The organism is Maritalea sp. S77 (assembly GCF_049801075.1).
GTDB lineage: Bacteria > Pseudomonadota > Alphaproteobacteria > Rhizobiales > Devosiaceae > Maritalea.
Genome location: NZ_JBNAGG010000001.1, coordinates 692062 through 708055, shown reverse-complemented (window position 1 = coordinate 708055; position 15994 = coordinate 692062). Strand labels below are relative to the sequence as shown.

The following is a 15994-nucleotide window of genomic DNA, read 5'->3' as shown; positions in this document are numbered from 1 at the left end:
GGCGCCCCTTAATTCGAATAAGCGATGCTGGGCAACCACGTCACCAGATCTTTAAAGATAAACACGAGGACAAGGCCCAAAACCTGCAGCCCAATAAAGGGCAACACGCCTTGATAAATATGGCGCACGGTGACGCCTTCGGGAGCCGTGCCTTTGAGATAAAATAAGGCGAAACCAACGGGTGGGGTGAGAAATGACGTTTGCAAACAAACGGCAAATAAAACTGTAAACCAAACGAGATCAAATCCGAGACCTGCGACCACCGGGCCAACAAGCGGCAAGATGATGAGGGTGATTTCAATCCAATCTAGAAAGAAGCCGAGCAAGAAGGTGAAGGCCAAAATTGTGATCACAATACCAGTTGGCCCGAACGGTAGACCCAACAAGGCACCCTCAATTAACTCGTCACCACCAAATCCACGAAACACAAGTGAGAATGCGGTTGCCCCGATGAAAATGGCGAAGATAAACGCTGTGGTTTTGGTGGTTTCTCGGCAAACGTCTTTAAGAACATCGAAGTTCAGTTTGCCAGCGAATAAGGCCAATAAGAGTGCGCCAAACGCCCCCACACCGGAAGCCTCAGTCGGTGTGGCGATGCCCATGAAGATTGAGCCCAAAACGGCTAAGATGAGCCCCGCAGGCGGCAAAACAGCGAGAGATACGTTGAGGATCAATTTCGGATTGATCGGTTCAACTTCCTTGGGGGCGGGCGCTGCCGTGGGCGAAAGATTGGCCACGATGAGGATGTAGACAATATAAATTGCGCCCAACAACACACCTGGGATCAAGGCGCCGAGAAAAAGGTCGCCTACTGAAATTGCCAGCCGGTCTGCCATCAACACCAACATGATGGATGGCGGGATCAAGATGCCCAAAGTGCCGACTGAGCAGACCACGCCGGAGGCAAAGCTTTTCGAATAATTTGCCCGCATCATCACTGGCAAGCCCAGCACGGAAAGCAGCACCACAGATGCGCCAATAATGCCCGTTGAGGCCGCCAATAAAATGCCAATCAGTGCAACGGTTACCGCCAAGCCACCTCGCACTCGGCCAAACAGTTTTGCAAAATCGGTCAATAATTTCTGCGCAAGGCCCGAACGATCGAGCATAAGCCCCATAAAGACGAACATGGGCAGCGCAACCAGAACCCAATTGTGCATCACATCCCAAATGCGATCCACAGTGGCGGAACTGTAGCTCCAATCTACATAATAGAAGCTGTTGGCAAACATGTCGGTATGATTTGCCAACGCCCAGCCGAGCGCTGTGAAAATGACCGCAACGCCGCCCAAAATCCATGCGACTGGAAACCCGGTGAATAAGAGCAGTATAAAGCTCGCAAACATCGCAATGCAGAAAATCTCATTAATTGGCATGGTTGTCGCCTCCGATTGGTTCCGCACTGTTTGGGGTCTTGAGTCGCAAAAAGGCGATTGTGCGTGTTAGACGTGACACCGCAGCCAACAGCAACAAAGCGAAGCCGATGATCAAAACCGACTTAATAGCCCACCGGGCAGGCAAGCCGCCCGGTGACCCTGAGGTCTCATTTGTGGCAAATGAATAAGTAAAAAAGGGGATGGCATAGACCAGCACAAAGGCGATGAAGGGGATCAACAAAAGGCTTAAGCCAACTGTTTCAATCCAAGCTTTTGCCTTGTTGGACAACAACTCGGCCACCACATCCACACGGATGTGATCATCAGTTGTGAGGCAGTATGACAGGCCAATCATGAAGCCAATGGCATAGAAATGCCATTGTAGCTCTTCAAATTCGATCCGCCCTTTGCCGAACGCATAGCGCGACACAACATTGATGACGATGGTGGCCAACAGCAAGAGCCAAATCCAGCTAATACCATGGCCGATCGCGCGCAAGGCGCGATCAACTGGTCTGGAAATAGCCGTGGTTGGCAGCTGCTCAATATAGGCCAGGTTTGGTGCTTCGGACACTTCTTCTGACGGCTCTAAATTAAGTTTTGTTGTCATGAATCTTCTGCCCTTTACGGAGCAGACCTCCCAATTCACTTAAAGATTTGACGTGTTGAGACCGTCAGTGACTAAAAATCACGTGGCAGATAGGCCAAGCTTTTCCAGTTTCTATACTCTTCAGAGAACGCTTCTTGGGATTCGTAGATCGCCTTGAAATGAGCATCTTTAGTGGCTTCTTCTTCTAGGACTTCATTGGTAATCGCTTGAAGTTCGCGCAAGAGAGGCATCGGCAATTTATGGGCCGTAACGCCTTTGTCGGCAAATCCGGCAATAACTGCGCCTTGAATGGCTTCACCTTTGGAGATGTTTCGCATAACCCCAGCAGTACACGCCATATTCATCAGCGCTTTGCGGTCTTCTGGCAGGCTCTCCCAAAGCTTGCTATTCACCACCAAATGGAAAGCAGTGTATGTCTGGTGCCACCCTGGGAAATAGTTATTTTTGATGATTTTGTCGAAGCCAAGCAGTTGATCAATGGCGGGCATTGAAAACTCAGTGGCATCAATCGCACCTTTTTCAAGTGCGGGGAAAATCTCGCCGCCGGGCAAAACGGTGACCGATGCGCCGAGCTTTTGAAGCACTTTGCCGCCAATGCCAGCAAAGCGGATTTTCAAACCCTCAATATCGTCAAGTGACTTGATTTCATTGCGGAACCAACCTGCCGTTTCTGGCCCAATAATGCCGCACAAAATTGGGTGTACCTCGTGTTCGGCATACACAGCTTCCGCAAGTGCTTTGCCGCCACCTTCGTACCACCATGCAGTATATTCCCAAGGCTCCATGCCAAATGGACGGGCGGCGAGCAGAGGGGCAGAGGGAATGCGACCCTGATCATAACCCAACCAGGTGTAACCGGCCTGCATCTTGCCATCTCTCACTGCTTCCGTGATCGAGAGAGGTGAGACCAGCTTGCCCGGTTCAAATACTTTAAATTGGACTTCGCCCGATGTGGCCGCATCCAAAGTTTCCGCCACATAATTGATGTTATCGCCCAAGGCGGGCAAGTGGGTGCCAAACGCAACGGGAACGCGCCAACGAACTTGTTCGCCTGCGTACCCTGACGATAATGCGCTGGACAACGCAACGGCCATACACGCTGGTGCCACCAGTTTGCGGCCCAACGATTTCACTTTATTCAATGCCATAAATTCCTCCCTTGATGGACATTGTCTGGCGATGACGTCCTCCACGTCATGGCCGGGTTCCATTCAAGCGTTGCAATCATCGTGCCAAAGAAGGGTGGGGAGAAAAATATAGGTATTACAACGTGTTATGGAAAATTCAATTGGTGTAGTTTTGGGGTGAATATGTGTGAAATTCACACAAAAACTAATGGCTTTTCAGTAAGCTTTTGCAAACAAAGGGGAAATTGGTTTGTTTGAAATTGCTACATATTTGTATGAAACTAGGACAAATTATAGCGCCGTAGCTTATCGTAAAGCTGCGACCGAGAAATTCCCAATTTTCTAGCAACATTGGCCTTGTGGCCAGCGCATTGTGACAGAGCGTCTATTATAGCGCTGCGTTCCAACGCCTCGATTTGGGCGGGCAGGGTTCCTTGGGTGACAACTTGCATTGCCTGCACCACGGCGGTCGGGTCTGGGGCGTTATCGCCTTCAGGCACAATTTCCGCCAGCGCATCGGCATCTAAGATCTGAGCTTTGGACAGGATGCATGCTTGCTCTATCGCATTGCGCAACTCGCGCACATTGCCGGGCCAGCTGTGTGATATAAGGCGGTGCATCGCTCCATCACTCATCAAGCGTACGGGTTCTCCGGTGCGATGTGCAAACTCTTCCAAGAAAAAATCTGTCAAAACAGATATATCTTCCCGTCGCTCTCGTAGGGGTGGAATATCGATTTTCAGTACATTTAGTCGGTAGTAGAAATCACGCCGAAATCGTCCATCAGCAACCATTTGCTCAAGGTCGAGCGACGTGGCCGCTACAATGCGCACATCTGCGGCTTGAATTGTGTTCGAGCCAACAGGCTCAAATTCCTTTTCCTCCAACACGCGCAGCAATTTCGCCTGGACGGAAAGCGGCATATCTCCAACTTCGTCGAGAAACAAAGTGCCACCACGTGCCAGCGCCAGCTTGCCCTCCGCCTGCCTATCGCTTGCGCCTGTATAGGCACCTGGGGCGACACCAAAAAACTCGGCCTCCAATAAGGCTTCTGGAATGGCGGCCACATTAACTGCTACAAACGCGTTGTTGCGCCGTGCCGAGAGCGAATGGATGGCCTGCGCGAATAGCTCTTTGCCTGTGCCGGTTTCACCGCCAAGCAAAACGGGGCTGTCATGCTGCGCAACAGCGCGAACCTTGTCCTTCACCTTATCGATTTTGGGAGAGCGGTTGATAATGCTCGCAACGCTATATTTTGCTTTGCGCGCCTCAGCCAACTTTCGCTCTGCAGCGGAAAGGCGCTTGCCAAGAACTTCGAATTTCTTCATCAGCGGTGCGAGCGGATCGATTTTATCGAACAACACAAACCCAATCGCTCCTGCAATCTCGCCTTCGGCATTTTTGAGGGGAAAGCGACTGACCACAAATTGTTGGTCATCGAAGTTCATAATGTCGATAAGGATGGACTTGCCGGTGCGCACCACATCCGTCATTCGGCTTTCCGGAATCAGGCGTTCAATCGGCCAGCCGCGCGGGTCGACGTCCGGTGAGACGCCCAGCAATTTGTGATAATTTGCATTGATCCAGATGATCAAACCATTGGCGTCAATCGCAATTGCGCCATCGCCCATTTCCTCCAAAAGGCTTTCCAGCATGGCTGTATCAAATGGTTTGTCCGTGTCCATTTTGCCCACTTCCTCCAATAGCAGGCTTAGAATAGGCACGAAATGCGAAAGTGCAATTCATAATTGCGAGAGTTTGTATTTACCTATCGGCACCTTGAGATTCGCTGAACTAGCCTATGGCAGGGTGGTGCCAAAAATAGCAGAACTTGCCACCACCACCATCACCCAACATCTCTTTTCACGAGCAAAATATGTTCGCAGAAAAGGACGGTTTCGTCGTTTTGGTTTTTGACGCTGCAGGCTTCAACCACTTGTCCGAAGCCTTCGCGTTTGGGATCGATCTGCGCTTTTGTGATTTCGATTTCCGTGTGGATGGTATCACCGATAAAAACGGGTTTTGGAAAGCGTAGGCGCTCATATCCGTAGGTCATGGCGTGCGGGTTGATGGTGGTGGCGGTGAGGCCGACGCCGATTGCGAAGGTCATGGTGCCGTGGGCAATGCGGGCGCCGAAGGGTTGGGTCTTGCAAAATTCTGCATCCATATGGTGGGGAAAGAAATCCCCGCTATGGCCGGCATGAACGACAAAATCAGTCTCAGTGATGGTGCGCGCAAGGGTTTTGCGGGTTTCACCAATTTCAAAGCTCTCAAAAAAACGTGGCACTTCTTGCATAGGTCACTCCTGTATACTTTTGTATATAAAAATAGATTTGACATATGAAATAGTCAAGCTTATGTTGCTGAGAATTGGGAGGGACATGAGCATGGCAATTGAGATTGGTATACACGCTCGACTGCAGGAAGATATGCCAGCTGAGCATGGCTCTATCCCGGTATGGAACGCCGAAAATTGGTATTACGAAGACTTCGAAGTTGGCGACAAAATAAGAAGTTTGCGTCGCACGATTTCTGAGGGCGAAGCCATGCAGTTCAACATGATGGTGATGGATCTTCACCCTTATGTTGCAGATCAGCATTTTGCCGAAAAAGAGGGTGTTTTTGGCAAACGTTTGGTTGCGGGCGCGCAAGTGTTTTCTTATGGCCTCGGCTTGGCGGCCACCAATTGCGTAAACTCATTTTCCTATGGCTATGACCGCCTGCGTTTTATCAAGCCAGTGTTCATTGGCGACACAATCTACACCATCCGCGAGAACCTCTCCAAGGAACCTAAATATGACGATATGGGGCTCGTTAAAGTGAGCTACAGCGTCTTTAAGGAGGAGGGCGTTCAAGTGCTGTACTGCGAGCATTTGATGACAGTGAAATATAAAGACGGGCAGCCTGAAAAGAGCAGCCAAAGCCGACAAGCAGGTGTTTCGTAAATGAGCAATGAGATCACCACACTTAAAGGCATGACTTGGGATCACGCGCGTGGTTTTGATCCCATGGTTGTCACCTCAGAGGTTTTCGCTGATCAAAGTGACCAAAAAGTTCGGATCGTTTGGGAAAAGCGATCACTGCAGGCATTTGCTGATCGGCCAATTGAAGATATGGCCGACGAATATGATCTGATGGTTATCGATCACCCCCATGTTGGCGACATTGCCGCAACTGGGTTGTTGCTCCAGCTTGATGGGCAAGGCTATGACGCAGAACTTCAAACGCTTGCAGCACAATCATGCGGTGTATCTCATCCTTCCTATAATTTTGACGGGAAGCAATGGGCATTGGCAATTGATGCGGCGACGCCAGTGTCGGCCTTTCGGCCAGACATGCTGGAAGAGGCGCCACAGAAATGGGATGAAGTTGTTGCTTTGGCTGAGGCCAATAAAGTGATTTGGCCGCTCATCCCGATCAATGCTTTGATGAGCTATTTCAATATATTGGCCAATATCGGCAGCGATTTTGGTAAAGAAGATATTGGCGTTGATCCAAAGGTAGGTGCCACCGCGCTGACTGAGCTCCGCCGGGTGAGCCTCAACTTGCCACGCGAAAGTTTTGACCTTGATCCCATCGGTGCCTATGAGTGGCTTTCCTGCCGGAACAGTCATTCTTATTGCCCATATCTATATGGATACACCAACTATTCCCGCAAAGGCTTCCGGCCAAACCATGTGCGGGTGGCGAATATTCCCGCATTCGGGGAAAACGGTCCGATTGGCTCGCCAATTGGCGGAACAGGCATCGCCATTTCAGCGCGAACCAAGCACAAAGACATTGCGTTGCAATATGCATTTTGGATCTCGTCTGAAGAGTGCCAAAGCGGTACATTCTTTCAAGCAGGTGGCCAGCCCGCAAATGTGCGGTCTTGGCTGAACGAAGAGTGCAATAAGCAGGCCGACAACTTCTTTCTGAATACACTAGAAACGCTTGAAAAATCTTATCTGCGCCCACGCCATAAGGGCTATATGGGCTTTCAAGATGTGGCTGGCGACGTGGTGCGCGATTGTCTGATGGGCAACCTTTCTGAAGCGGACGCGGCGGCGAAGGTGAATGACCTTTATCAAAGGAGCTTTCGATGACCCCAACCATCGACACCCACGATAAAGGAATGCTGGACGGCCTGCTGGTGGTTGATTTTTCCCAGTTCCTGGCTGGGCCACTGGCAGGTCTAAAGCTTGCAGATATGGGCGCCCGCGTCATCAAAGTGGAGCGGCCAGAAGTCGGCGACCTATGTCGCTATCTCTATCTGACAGATGTAGAGGTGCATGGCGCGAACACACTTTTTCACGCCATCAACCGCAACAAGCAAAGCTATTCGGCCAACTTGAAAGATGCGGAAGACCTTGAGCGGGTTAAAGCACTATGTGCAAAAGCAGACGTGATCATCCAAAATTTCCGACCCGGAATTATGAAAAAACTTGGCCTCGATTATGATCAGGTCAAGGCGATAAATCCCAAGGTCGTTTATGCCTCAATCTCTGGCTATGGCGAGGAGGGGGATTGGCAAAATCTACCGGGACAAGACCTTTTGGCCCAAGCGCGGTCTGGCCTGCTTTGGCTAAGCGGCAATGCCGAGGATACGCCAACGGCGATGGGTTTGGCCGTTGCGGATCAACTTGCAGGCAATATCGCCGTGCAGGGCATCTTGGCAGGACTGATCAACAGCGCTCGCAATGGTCAGGGCGTGCATGTGCAAACAAGCCTGCTGGAAGCATTGGTCGATTTCCAATTCGAAGTGCTCACAACCCATCTCAATGATGAGAAAAAGCGGTTACCGCAGCGCAGTGAAGTGAACAATGCGCACGCATATCTTTCTGCGCCTTATGGCGTTTATCAAACCAAAGATGGCTTTATCGCCATTGCGATGACCCCAGTTGATAAGCTCGGTGCATTCATAAGCTGTGATGCGCTATTGAAGTTTAACAATGAAAAGCAATGGTTTGAGCAGCGCGACGAGATCAAATCCATTTTGGCCAACCATTTGAAAACGCAAACCACCAGCCATTGGATGGAAATCTTTGTGACGCACGATGTGTGGGCGTCTGAGGTTTTGGACTGGCCGCAGCTTTTCAAATCTACAAGTTTCAAAAATCTGGACTTCTTCCAAGATCTGAACCTTGGGGAAGGTCATTCCATGAAAGCAATTCGCTCTCCAATTCGCGTCAATGGTGACGTGTTGAAGAGCTCTCGGCCCGCGCCGTCTATTGGCGAGCACAATGCCGAAATTAATCGTGAGTTCAACCTCATGAGGACATAATTCAATCTATCACCAAGGGAGGAAATGATGGGATTGTTTAGTAAACTATCGACCGCACTACTAGCAGGTGCTACCGCGGTCACCATGTTCGCAGGCGGCGCAAGTGCTGGCGAATTTGACGGATACACATTGCGTGTAAAACTGATTGGTGGCGCACAATATGAGCCGCTATATACGCGTATCCCTGAATGGGAAGAAGCAACTGGCGCAAAGGTGGAGATCCTGTCACGGAAAAACCACTTCGAACTAGATCGTGAAATCAAACAAGATATCGCGTCTGGCTCAATCAATTGGTGCGTTGGTTCAAACCACACCAGCTTTGCCCCACAATATGGTTCGCTCTATGTCGACTTGAATGTAATTCTGCCAGACGATGTGATTGGCGGCATCTCCGACAATGTGAACAAAGCCAGCACCGTCGATGGTCGCTTAGTACAATTGGCGCGTCACTCAGATGTGTCGAACCTTTATTACATCAAGTCTCTTTATGAGGACGAGAAGAACCAAGCAGACTTTAAAGCTGAATATGGTTATGATCTGGCGCCACCAGAGACTTGGGATCAGGTGAAAGATCAGGCGATCTTCTTCGCAGATCCGCCAAATTTCTACGGCACCCAATATGTGGGTAAAGACGAAGGCATCACCGGTCGTTTCTATGAAATGTTGGTCGCAGAAGGCGGCAGCTTCTTTGGCAGTGATGGCAAGGTTGCCTTTAACTCGGAAGAAGGCGTTCGGGCCCTCCAATGGTTCGTCGACCTTTATGAAGCCAAAGCGGTTCCTGCAGGCGTGCCAAACTATCTTTGGGATGAAACAGGTCTAGGCTTTGCCTCAGGCACCGTGGCTCTAAGCCTTGATTGGGGTGGCTGGGCATCATTCTTCAATAGTGCAGACAGCAAAATCCAAGGCGATGTTGGCTTGATCCGCGCGCCAAAAGGCTCAAGCGGCAAGCGTACCGGTTGGTCTGGTTCACACTCCTTCTCAATCACCGAAGCATGTGACAACAAAGCTGCGGCTGCTTCGTTCATCACCTTCCTCACAAACTTTGATAGCCAAATGGTTGAAGCACGCACTGGCTTGTTGCCAACGCGTCCTGATGCCCTTGAAGCGATCATTGAGGAATCTAAAGCAAAAGGTGACGATTGGTTGGTGCACGTGTTTGAAACCTTCGGCACATCAATGGCTGAAGATGCATTTGCAGTTCCGCCGACACATTTGTGGATTCCAATCTCAAACGAGTTGTTCCCTCAATTGCAGGCAGCAATCGTAGGCGAAAAGACAGCACAACAAGCGCTGGATGACGCCGCAGCATCTGCAAACCAACTCATTGAAGACGAAAGCTAAGCAAATAGCTTAACCTTTAAACCGAGAGTGGGGTTTCGACCCCACTCAACTTGCCAGCTCGGCAAATAGGTTGTTGGAGAAAATATGTCAGCTTTGACAAACATAAAGAGAAAGATGTTCTCGGAGCAGGCGACACCCTATGTGTTGCTTTTGCCAGCAGTGATCATGATTTTGATCGTGGTGCTGTTCCCTCTGATCTTCTCGCTCTACACAAGTTTTACCGGATATAAACTTACTCGGCCCGACACGCTGTTTAAATTCGTTGGCCTCAGAAACTATGTTCGGATTTTTGGCGATTGGGACTTCTGGGTTGCCTTCTTCCGCACCGTTGGTTTCCTCGCCGTCGTGATCAATCTGGAATTTCTTCTGGGCCTCGGCATCGCGCTCTTGATCAACAAAATCACGTGGGGCCAGCGCACCATGCGCACAATCATGATGTTCCCCATGATGTTTTCGCCCATCTTAGTGGGCTTCCAGTTCAAATTTATCTTCAACGATAATGTTGGCATTCTAAACAACGCGCTACAGGGCTTGGGCATCACAGATACTGCCATTCCATGGCTTGTTGACGGTTGGCTCGCAATGGGGGCAATCGCATTTGCCGAGATTTGGATGAGCACAAGTATCTTCGCCATTCTGTTGCTTGCCGGGCTTTTCGCTATGCCAAAAGATCCGTTGGAAGCAGCGCAAGTGGATGGGTGCAATGCGTGGCAGACATTCCGGCACATTACGTTACCGTTCCTCATGCCCTTCGCTTACATCGCAATGACCATCCGGTCGCTTGATGTGGCGCGTGCCTATGATGTGGTGGACACAATGACAGGCGGCGGCCCGGCAGGGCGCACGGAGCTACTTTGGACCTTGATTGCCCGTACAGGGTATGACAGCGCCAATATGGGCATGGCAAATGCCATGGCCTATGTCTCCATCATCCTATCGATTGCATTCACCTACTATTTCTTCTCAAAGCTCGTCGCAGCCCGACGTTATATGGGGGGCGCACAATAATGAGTACGCAAACAAAAGCAGTTATCACTTGGCTTGTGACATTTATGGTGATGTTGATCATCACTTTGCCCGGCCTATGGGTCATTTTGTCAGGCTTTCGCCCCTTACAAGAAATTTTGGCAAAGCCCGCAATTTGGATTCCGCAACGCCTTACACTCGATAATTTTCGAGCCATTTTCGGCATTGGCGAAACACAGATTGCCATTCCAGTTTTGGCCTATTTTCGCAACTCAATCATCATTGCCACAACCAGCACGGTCATCGCGATTATTGTCGGCATCTCAGGCGGTTATGCCTTCGCGCGCTATCGCTTTAAATTCAAAGACACGCTGTTTCTTGGTTTGATGCTTTCGCGTACTGTGCCCGGAATTGCCCTTAGTTTGCCTGTCTTTATCGTCTGGGCTCGCTTGGGGTGGATCGATACACAATTCGGATTGATCCTCGTTTATGTCGCGCTCAATGTGCCGTTCACCATTTGGTTGATTGACGGCTTTTTCCGGCAAATTCCAAAAGAACTCGCCGAAGCGGCAGAAGTTGATGGATGCACCCGTTGGCAGGCATTTTGGAAGATTGAATTTCCATTGGCCAAGTCCGGCATCGCCTCTGCGGGCATCTTTGCCTTCCTGACAAGTTGGAACGAGTTTGCACTCGCAAGCAATCTAACTCGCTCGACAAACAGCAAAACGCTGCCCGTTGGCCTTACCGACTTTATTGCTCAATTCACGACCGACTGGGCAGGCATGTGTGCGATGGCATTCATCATCATTACGCCAGCACTCATTCTGACATTTATCGTTCAAAAACACCTCATTGCCGGCCTCACATTCGGCGGCGTAAAGGGATAAAAATGACTGAAGTATCACTCCAGCAAGTTGTTAAACGCTATGGCCAGCTCGAAGTTGTTCACGCGATTGACCTCGAAATTCGACATTCAGAATTCGTTGTTTTGGTTGGCCCCTCTGGCTGCGGTAAATCAACCACGTTGCGCATGATCGCTGGGTTGGAAGAGATTTCCGACGGTAAGATTGTGATCGGCGATCGTTTGGTGAACAAATTGCCGCCGCGGGATCGCAATATCTCGATGGTGTTCCAAAACTATGCGCTATATCCTCACATGACAGTGCGCGACAATCTTGGCTTTGGCCTCAAGATTGCAAAACATGCGGACAGTGTCATCAAGGAACGTGTCGAAGACGCCGCAGAAATTCTCGGCCTAGGCATGTTGATGGATCGTTTGCCGGCTGAATTGTCAGGCGGGCAGCGCCAGCGCGTGGCCATGGGACGTGCCATTGTTCGAAACCCGGATGTTTTCTTGTTCGATGAGCCATTGTCAAATCTGGACGCCAAATTGCGCGTGCAAATGCGCACAGAGATCAAGAAACTCCACAAACGGGTCAACAACACCATCATCTATGTGACCCACGACCAGGTGGAGGCGATGACCTTGGCCGACAGGATCGTGATCATGCGGGATGGTCATATTGAGCAGGTGGGCACACCGCTCGAAGTGTTTGATCACCCGGTGAATACATTCGTTGCGTCCTTTATTGGTAGCCCGCCGATGAACCAACTCGACGGCAAAGTGATTGCCGGAGAGGGCGGTGAAAACCAAATCGCACTAGCGGACAATATCACCATCCCAGTGCCCAATCGCGCCAAAGCGCACGTTCAAGTTGGGCAAGATGTAATTGTTGGTATTCGCCCGGATGATCTAACGCCGAAAAATCATGGCATGAAGGATTCAGGTGAAACGGTGAGTTTTGATCTTACAGTTTCAATCTCCGAACCGTTGGGCACGGAAACCATTTTGTTCTCACAAATCGGTACGAAGGAAGTGCAAGGCAAAATGCTCAACCCACGTCCGATTGACGGCGATGAGCGGTTGAGTTTCAATCTTTCATTGGATCGTGTGCATATATTCGACGCATCCACAGGCCAAAATGTGCTCGGTTCGCAACATGGCTAAGATTGAACGTATTGAAATCCAAATGGTCGATCTGGCGCCGAAGGTGCGCCGGACCGACGCCATTCAAAGTTTCGAAAGCCAAGAAACGCCAATCGTCAAAATCATCGATAGTGATGGTGCCGTGGGCATTGGCTATTCCTATACAATCGGGCAGGGCGGCCCAGCGATCATGTCGCTGTTGCACAAAACTTTGCTGCCAAAACTGATCGGCCGCGACCCGTCAAATATTGAAGAAATTTGGCGGGATATGCTGTTCGCGACACACGCCACAAGCGTCGGGGCAATCACATCTCTCTCCTTGGCAGCCATTGACACTGCGCTGTGGGATCTGAGGTGCAAAAAAGCAGGGTTGCCGCTTTACAAAATGGCGGGCGGCGCAAAGGACCGCATCCAACTCTATTCAACAGAAGGTGGCTGGCTGCACCTGACGCCAGAGCAGTTGGCTGAAGATGCACTCGAGCGGCAAAGCGATGGCTTTAAAGGCTCCAAGATCAAAATAGGTCATAAGTTAAGCATTGATGATCGCGCACGTTTAAGCGCTGTGCGCAATGCTGTGGGCGACCATTTCGAAATCATGACCGATGCCAATCAGAGCTTCACATTGTCGGAAGCACGCCGCCGTGCGCGCCTGCTGGAAGAATTTAATGTGGCTTGGTTTGAAGAACCGTTACATGCGGATGATGTGGGGGCACATGAAAATCTGGCTGCATCGACTTCCGTGCCGATTGCGGTTGGTGAAAGCATGTATTCCTTGTCACAATTCAACGAGTATCTGCGCCGCGATGCGGCCTCGATTGTTCAAGTTGATGTGGCGCGGATTGGTGGCATCACACCTTGGCTCAAAGTTGCGCATATGGCTGAAGCCTACAATGTTGCGGTTTGTCCGCATTTCTTGATGGAATTGCATGTCTCGCTTTGCTGTGCGGTGCCCAACTCAAATTGGCTCGAATATATTCCGCAACTTGATCAGCTCACCCATTCCAACATGAAAATTGATGATGGCCAGGGGGTGCCCTCAAATGAGCCTGGACTGGGCATCGATTGGGATATGGATGCCATCAATGCTCGCAGCGTAAATGGCCTAGAAGCCATCATCACCTGATGGCACGACGATGACAGAAAAGAGTTTGCTATGTCCAATATTGAAGCGCTCACAGAAGCGTTGAGCCAATGCTACACGGGTGTTGTGCACGACATCATGCGCAAAGAAGGCTTTCGCAATTTTACCCTGCCGAAGGAGCTAACCGCTCTGTTGCCAGATCAGGTGTTGTGCGGTCCCGTATTTACAATTGAGGGACGCGTGGACGAAACCGCGGACGGCCACCAGACACTTTTGGAATGGACGGGCCTTCTGTCGAAAGCGAAGTCAGGACACATTTGGGTTTCGCAGCCGCATGATCGCACCATCGCGCATATGGGGGAGCTTTCCTCCGAGACATTAAAGTCTAAAGGCGTTTTGGGATGCGTGATTGATGGCGGAATCCGCGACACACACTTCCTCAAAGCACAAGGTTTTCAAGCATGGCGGCGGTTTCACACGCCCCGCGATGTGGTGGGGCACTGGCTGCCAACAGGTTTTGATGTGGACATCATTATCGGCGATGTTTTGATCCAGCCGGGCGATTATCTTTTGGGAGATTTGGACGGACTGGTGCGCGTGCCAAAGGATCATGTGCAGGACATTTCGACAAAATCAGCCGAGGCGATGAACACTGAAAACAAAGTGCGCACCGCCATTTTGGCTGGTACCGACCCACAAGAAGCCTATCTGAAATATGGAAAATTTTAGAGATGCGGATCACTGGTTTAGACATTAATTGTTGTCGACTGGATCACTCGCCGCTTGAAGCGGGGACGTTGAACGGCCACGCCAAGTCACGTCCTATGGAATTTCTTGTTCTGTCGTTGAAAACAGATATCGGCATCGAAGTGTCTTCATTTGGCTTCGCGGGGGCATCGTCAGTTGGGTCGGGCCATCTGGCAAAGGCTGCATTTGAGCCCCTATTGATCGGGCAAAATCCACTCGATCGTGAAAAGATTTGGCACCAATTTAGAGTGGCGGACAGATGGTGGAACCATTTGCCATTTTACAGCTATGGGCCAATTGATATTTGCCTTTGGCTGATCGGCGCCCTGGCGGCGGGGCAGCCTTTATACAAATATATTGGAGCACATGCCGACGAAGTACCCACCTACTGCAGCTCGTTAGTGTTGCCAACAATTGAGGCATATTGCGACGAGGCACTATTGGTCAAACAACAAGGCTTCAAAGCGTACAAAATACATCCGCCCGGCAGCGATATTGAGGAAGATATCGAAATTCATCGCGCAGTTCGCAAGGCAGTCGGCCCCGACTACGCACTTATATCAGATCCGGTTGCGCCCTATAGCTTCGAAGAGGCGCTTCGGCTGGGGCGCGACTTGGAGAAACTTGGGTATCTTTGGTTGGAAGAACCGCTGGCTGATGAAAATGCAGCGGCGCTGCGCAAACTAACTGCCACTTTGGACATACCAATCGTTGGCGCTGAAGTGCTGGCAAAACATCCCTACAGCGTAGCTGACTATCTATCCTCCAACGTGATTGATGCCATTCGTGCTGACGTTTCTTGGTCCGGCGGCGTGACAGGCGTATTGAAGTCGGCCCATTTGGCCGAAAGTTTTGGCGCAAGATGTGAGCTACACTCGACAATCTTTCATCCCTTGGAACTGGTCAATTTGCATCTCTGCGCCGCTATTTCCAACAATAGCTATTTCGAGCTGTTGACGCCGACCAACAAATTTGACTTTGGATTGGCAGAGCCAATAGGAATTGTGCAAGGCATGGCGAAGCTGCCAAAGAAACCGGGGCTAGGCATCGAATTCGACTGGTCTTTTATTGACAATTGTACGATCGCCAAGGTGTGATTTATGAATAAATACAACAGCATGCCAGCCACTGTAAGGCGCCCAAATTGAAAGAAGCCACTCATTGAGCAAGAACGCCAAAGACGACCGAGAAACAGACGCGAGATTGCTGCTGTTGGATCGCGCAGACAATGTGTTAAGCGTTGCGCGCCCTATCAGATTTGGTCAATTGGTTTCGATTGAAGGGAACGCCATTTGCCTCGACCACAATGCCGGTGTCGGCTCTAAAATTGCCCGATTTCGAATTGGGCAAGGGGAGGTGATCAAGGCATCCGGGGCAATTGTTGCCACGGCCACCGAAGATATTGAAGTTGGCCAATTGGTGCACGCGCACAATTCCAGGTCCCATGATGTGAAAAAGCAGTCATAGAAAATCAGTCAGATAAACCGCAAAAGAAT

The 15994-nt window shown here is 50.4% G+C and carries 16 protein-coding genes; 11 read left to right on the top strand and 5 right to left on the bottom strand.

Features of this window, described 5'->3' with window-relative positions; all coding sequences use genetic code 11:
- Positions 1–8 precede the first annotated feature (8 nt).
- The 5 genes from ACP15Y_RS03260 to ACP15Y_RS03240 all read right to left on the bottom strand — a co-directional run bounded on the left by ACP15Y_RS03260 (position 9) and on the right by ACP15Y_RS03240 (position 5409).
- The gene (locus tag ACP15Y_RS03260) at positions 9–1376 is read right to left on the bottom strand and encodes a TRAP transporter large permease (RefSeq protein WP_424981567.1); all 1368 of its coding nucleotides are present in this window, start codon (positions 1374–1376) and stop codon (positions 9–11) included.
- Positions 1366–1986, bottom strand: coding sequence for a TRAP transporter small permease subunit (locus ACP15Y_RS03255; protein WP_424981566.1), 621 nt, complete (start codon positions 1984–1986; stop codon positions 1366–1368). The genes ACP15Y_RS03260 and ACP15Y_RS03255 overlap by 11 nt, the downstream gene beginning before the upstream one ends.
- 71 nt (positions 1987–2057) lie before the next feature.
- Positions 2058–3134 carry a TRAP transporter substrate-binding protein gene (locus ACP15Y_RS03250; RefSeq protein ID WP_424981565.1) on the bottom strand — a complete coding sequence of 359 codons (1077 nt, stop codon included), beginning with the start codon at positions 3132–3134 and terminating at the stop codon, positions 2058–2060.
- A gap of 260 nt (positions 3135–3394) precedes the next feature.
- Positions 3395–4798: a sigma-54 interaction domain-containing protein gene (locus tag ACP15Y_RS03245; RefSeq protein WP_424981564.1), complete on the bottom strand. Its 1404-nt coding sequence runs from the start codon at positions 4796–4798 to the stop codon at positions 3395–3397.
- Positions 4799–4959: 161 nt separating this feature from the next.
- Entirely contained in the window at positions 4960–5409 is a 450-nt protein-coding gene (locus ACP15Y_RS03240) for a MaoC family dehydratase (protein WP_424981563.1), read from the bottom strand.
- A 91-nt stretch (positions 5410–5500) separates the two neighbouring features.
- On the opposite strand from ACP15Y_RS03240, the gene ACP15Y_RS03235 reads away from it, so the two are divergent.
- From ACP15Y_RS03235 to ACP15Y_RS03185, 11 genes are all read left to right on the top strand, one after another.
- A complete protein-coding gene (locus ACP15Y_RS03235; protein ID WP_424982452.1) occupies positions 5501–6058 on the top strand; it encodes a MaoC family dehydratase in 558 nt (185 codons plus the stop codon).
- Positions 6059–7198 (top strand): hypothetical protein, encoded by a 1140-nt coding sequence (locus tag ACP15Y_RS03230; RefSeq protein ID WP_424981562.1) that lies wholly within the window; start codon positions 6059–6061, stop codon positions 7196–7198.
- Positions 7195–8376 (top strand): CaiB/BaiF CoA transferase family protein, encoded by a 1182-nt coding sequence (locus ACP15Y_RS03225; protein ID WP_424981561.1) that lies wholly within the window; start codon positions 7195–7197, stop codon positions 8374–8376. Before ACP15Y_RS03230 ends, ACP15Y_RS03225 begins: the two co-directional genes overlap by 4 nt.
- Positions 8377–8403: 27 nt before the next feature.
- Entirely contained in the window at positions 8404–9717 is a 1314-nt protein-coding gene (locus ACP15Y_RS03220) for an extracellular solute-binding protein (protein WP_424981560.1), read from the top strand.
- 114 nt (positions 9718–9831) lie between these two features.
- Positions 9832–10725: a carbohydrate ABC transporter permease gene (locus tag ACP15Y_RS03215; protein ID WP_424982451.1), complete on the top strand. Its 894-nt coding sequence runs from the start codon at positions 9832–9834 to the stop codon at positions 10723–10725.
- Positions 10725–11570: a carbohydrate ABC transporter permease gene (locus ACP15Y_RS03210; protein WP_424981559.1), complete on the top strand. Its 846-nt coding sequence runs from the start codon at positions 10725–10727 to the stop codon at positions 11568–11570. Before ACP15Y_RS03215 ends, ACP15Y_RS03210 begins: the two co-directional genes overlap by 1 nt.
- Positions 11571–11572: 2 nt before the next feature.
- Entirely contained in the window at positions 11573–12691 is a 1119-nt protein-coding gene (locus tag ACP15Y_RS03205; RefSeq protein WP_424981558.1) for an ABC transporter ATP-binding protein, read from the top strand.
- Positions 12684–13793, top strand: a complete 1110-nt coding sequence (locus tag ACP15Y_RS03200; RefSeq protein WP_424981557.1) for a mandelate racemase/muconate lactonizing enzyme family protein — start codon at positions 12684–12686, stop codon at positions 13791–13793. Before ACP15Y_RS03205 ends, ACP15Y_RS03200 begins: the two co-directional genes overlap by 8 nt.
- A 30-nt stretch (positions 13794–13823) precedes the next feature.
- Positions 13824–14480 carry an RraA family protein gene (locus tag ACP15Y_RS03195; RefSeq protein ID WP_424981556.1) on the top strand — a complete coding sequence of 219 codons (657 nt, stop codon included), beginning with the start codon at positions 13824–13826 and terminating at the stop codon, positions 14478–14480.
- 95 nt (positions 14481–14575) lie between these two features.
- Positions 14576–15595 (top strand): enolase C-terminal domain-like protein, encoded by a 1020-nt coding sequence (locus ACP15Y_RS03190; protein ID WP_424981555.1) that lies wholly within the window; start codon positions 14576–14578, stop codon positions 15593–15595.
- Positions 15596–15659: 64 nt separating this feature from the next.
- Positions 15660–15965 (top strand): hydrolase, encoded by a 306-nt coding sequence (locus tag ACP15Y_RS03185; RefSeq protein WP_424981554.1) that lies wholly within the window; start codon positions 15660–15662, stop codon positions 15963–15965.
- Positions 15966–15994: the final 29 nt, after the last annotated feature.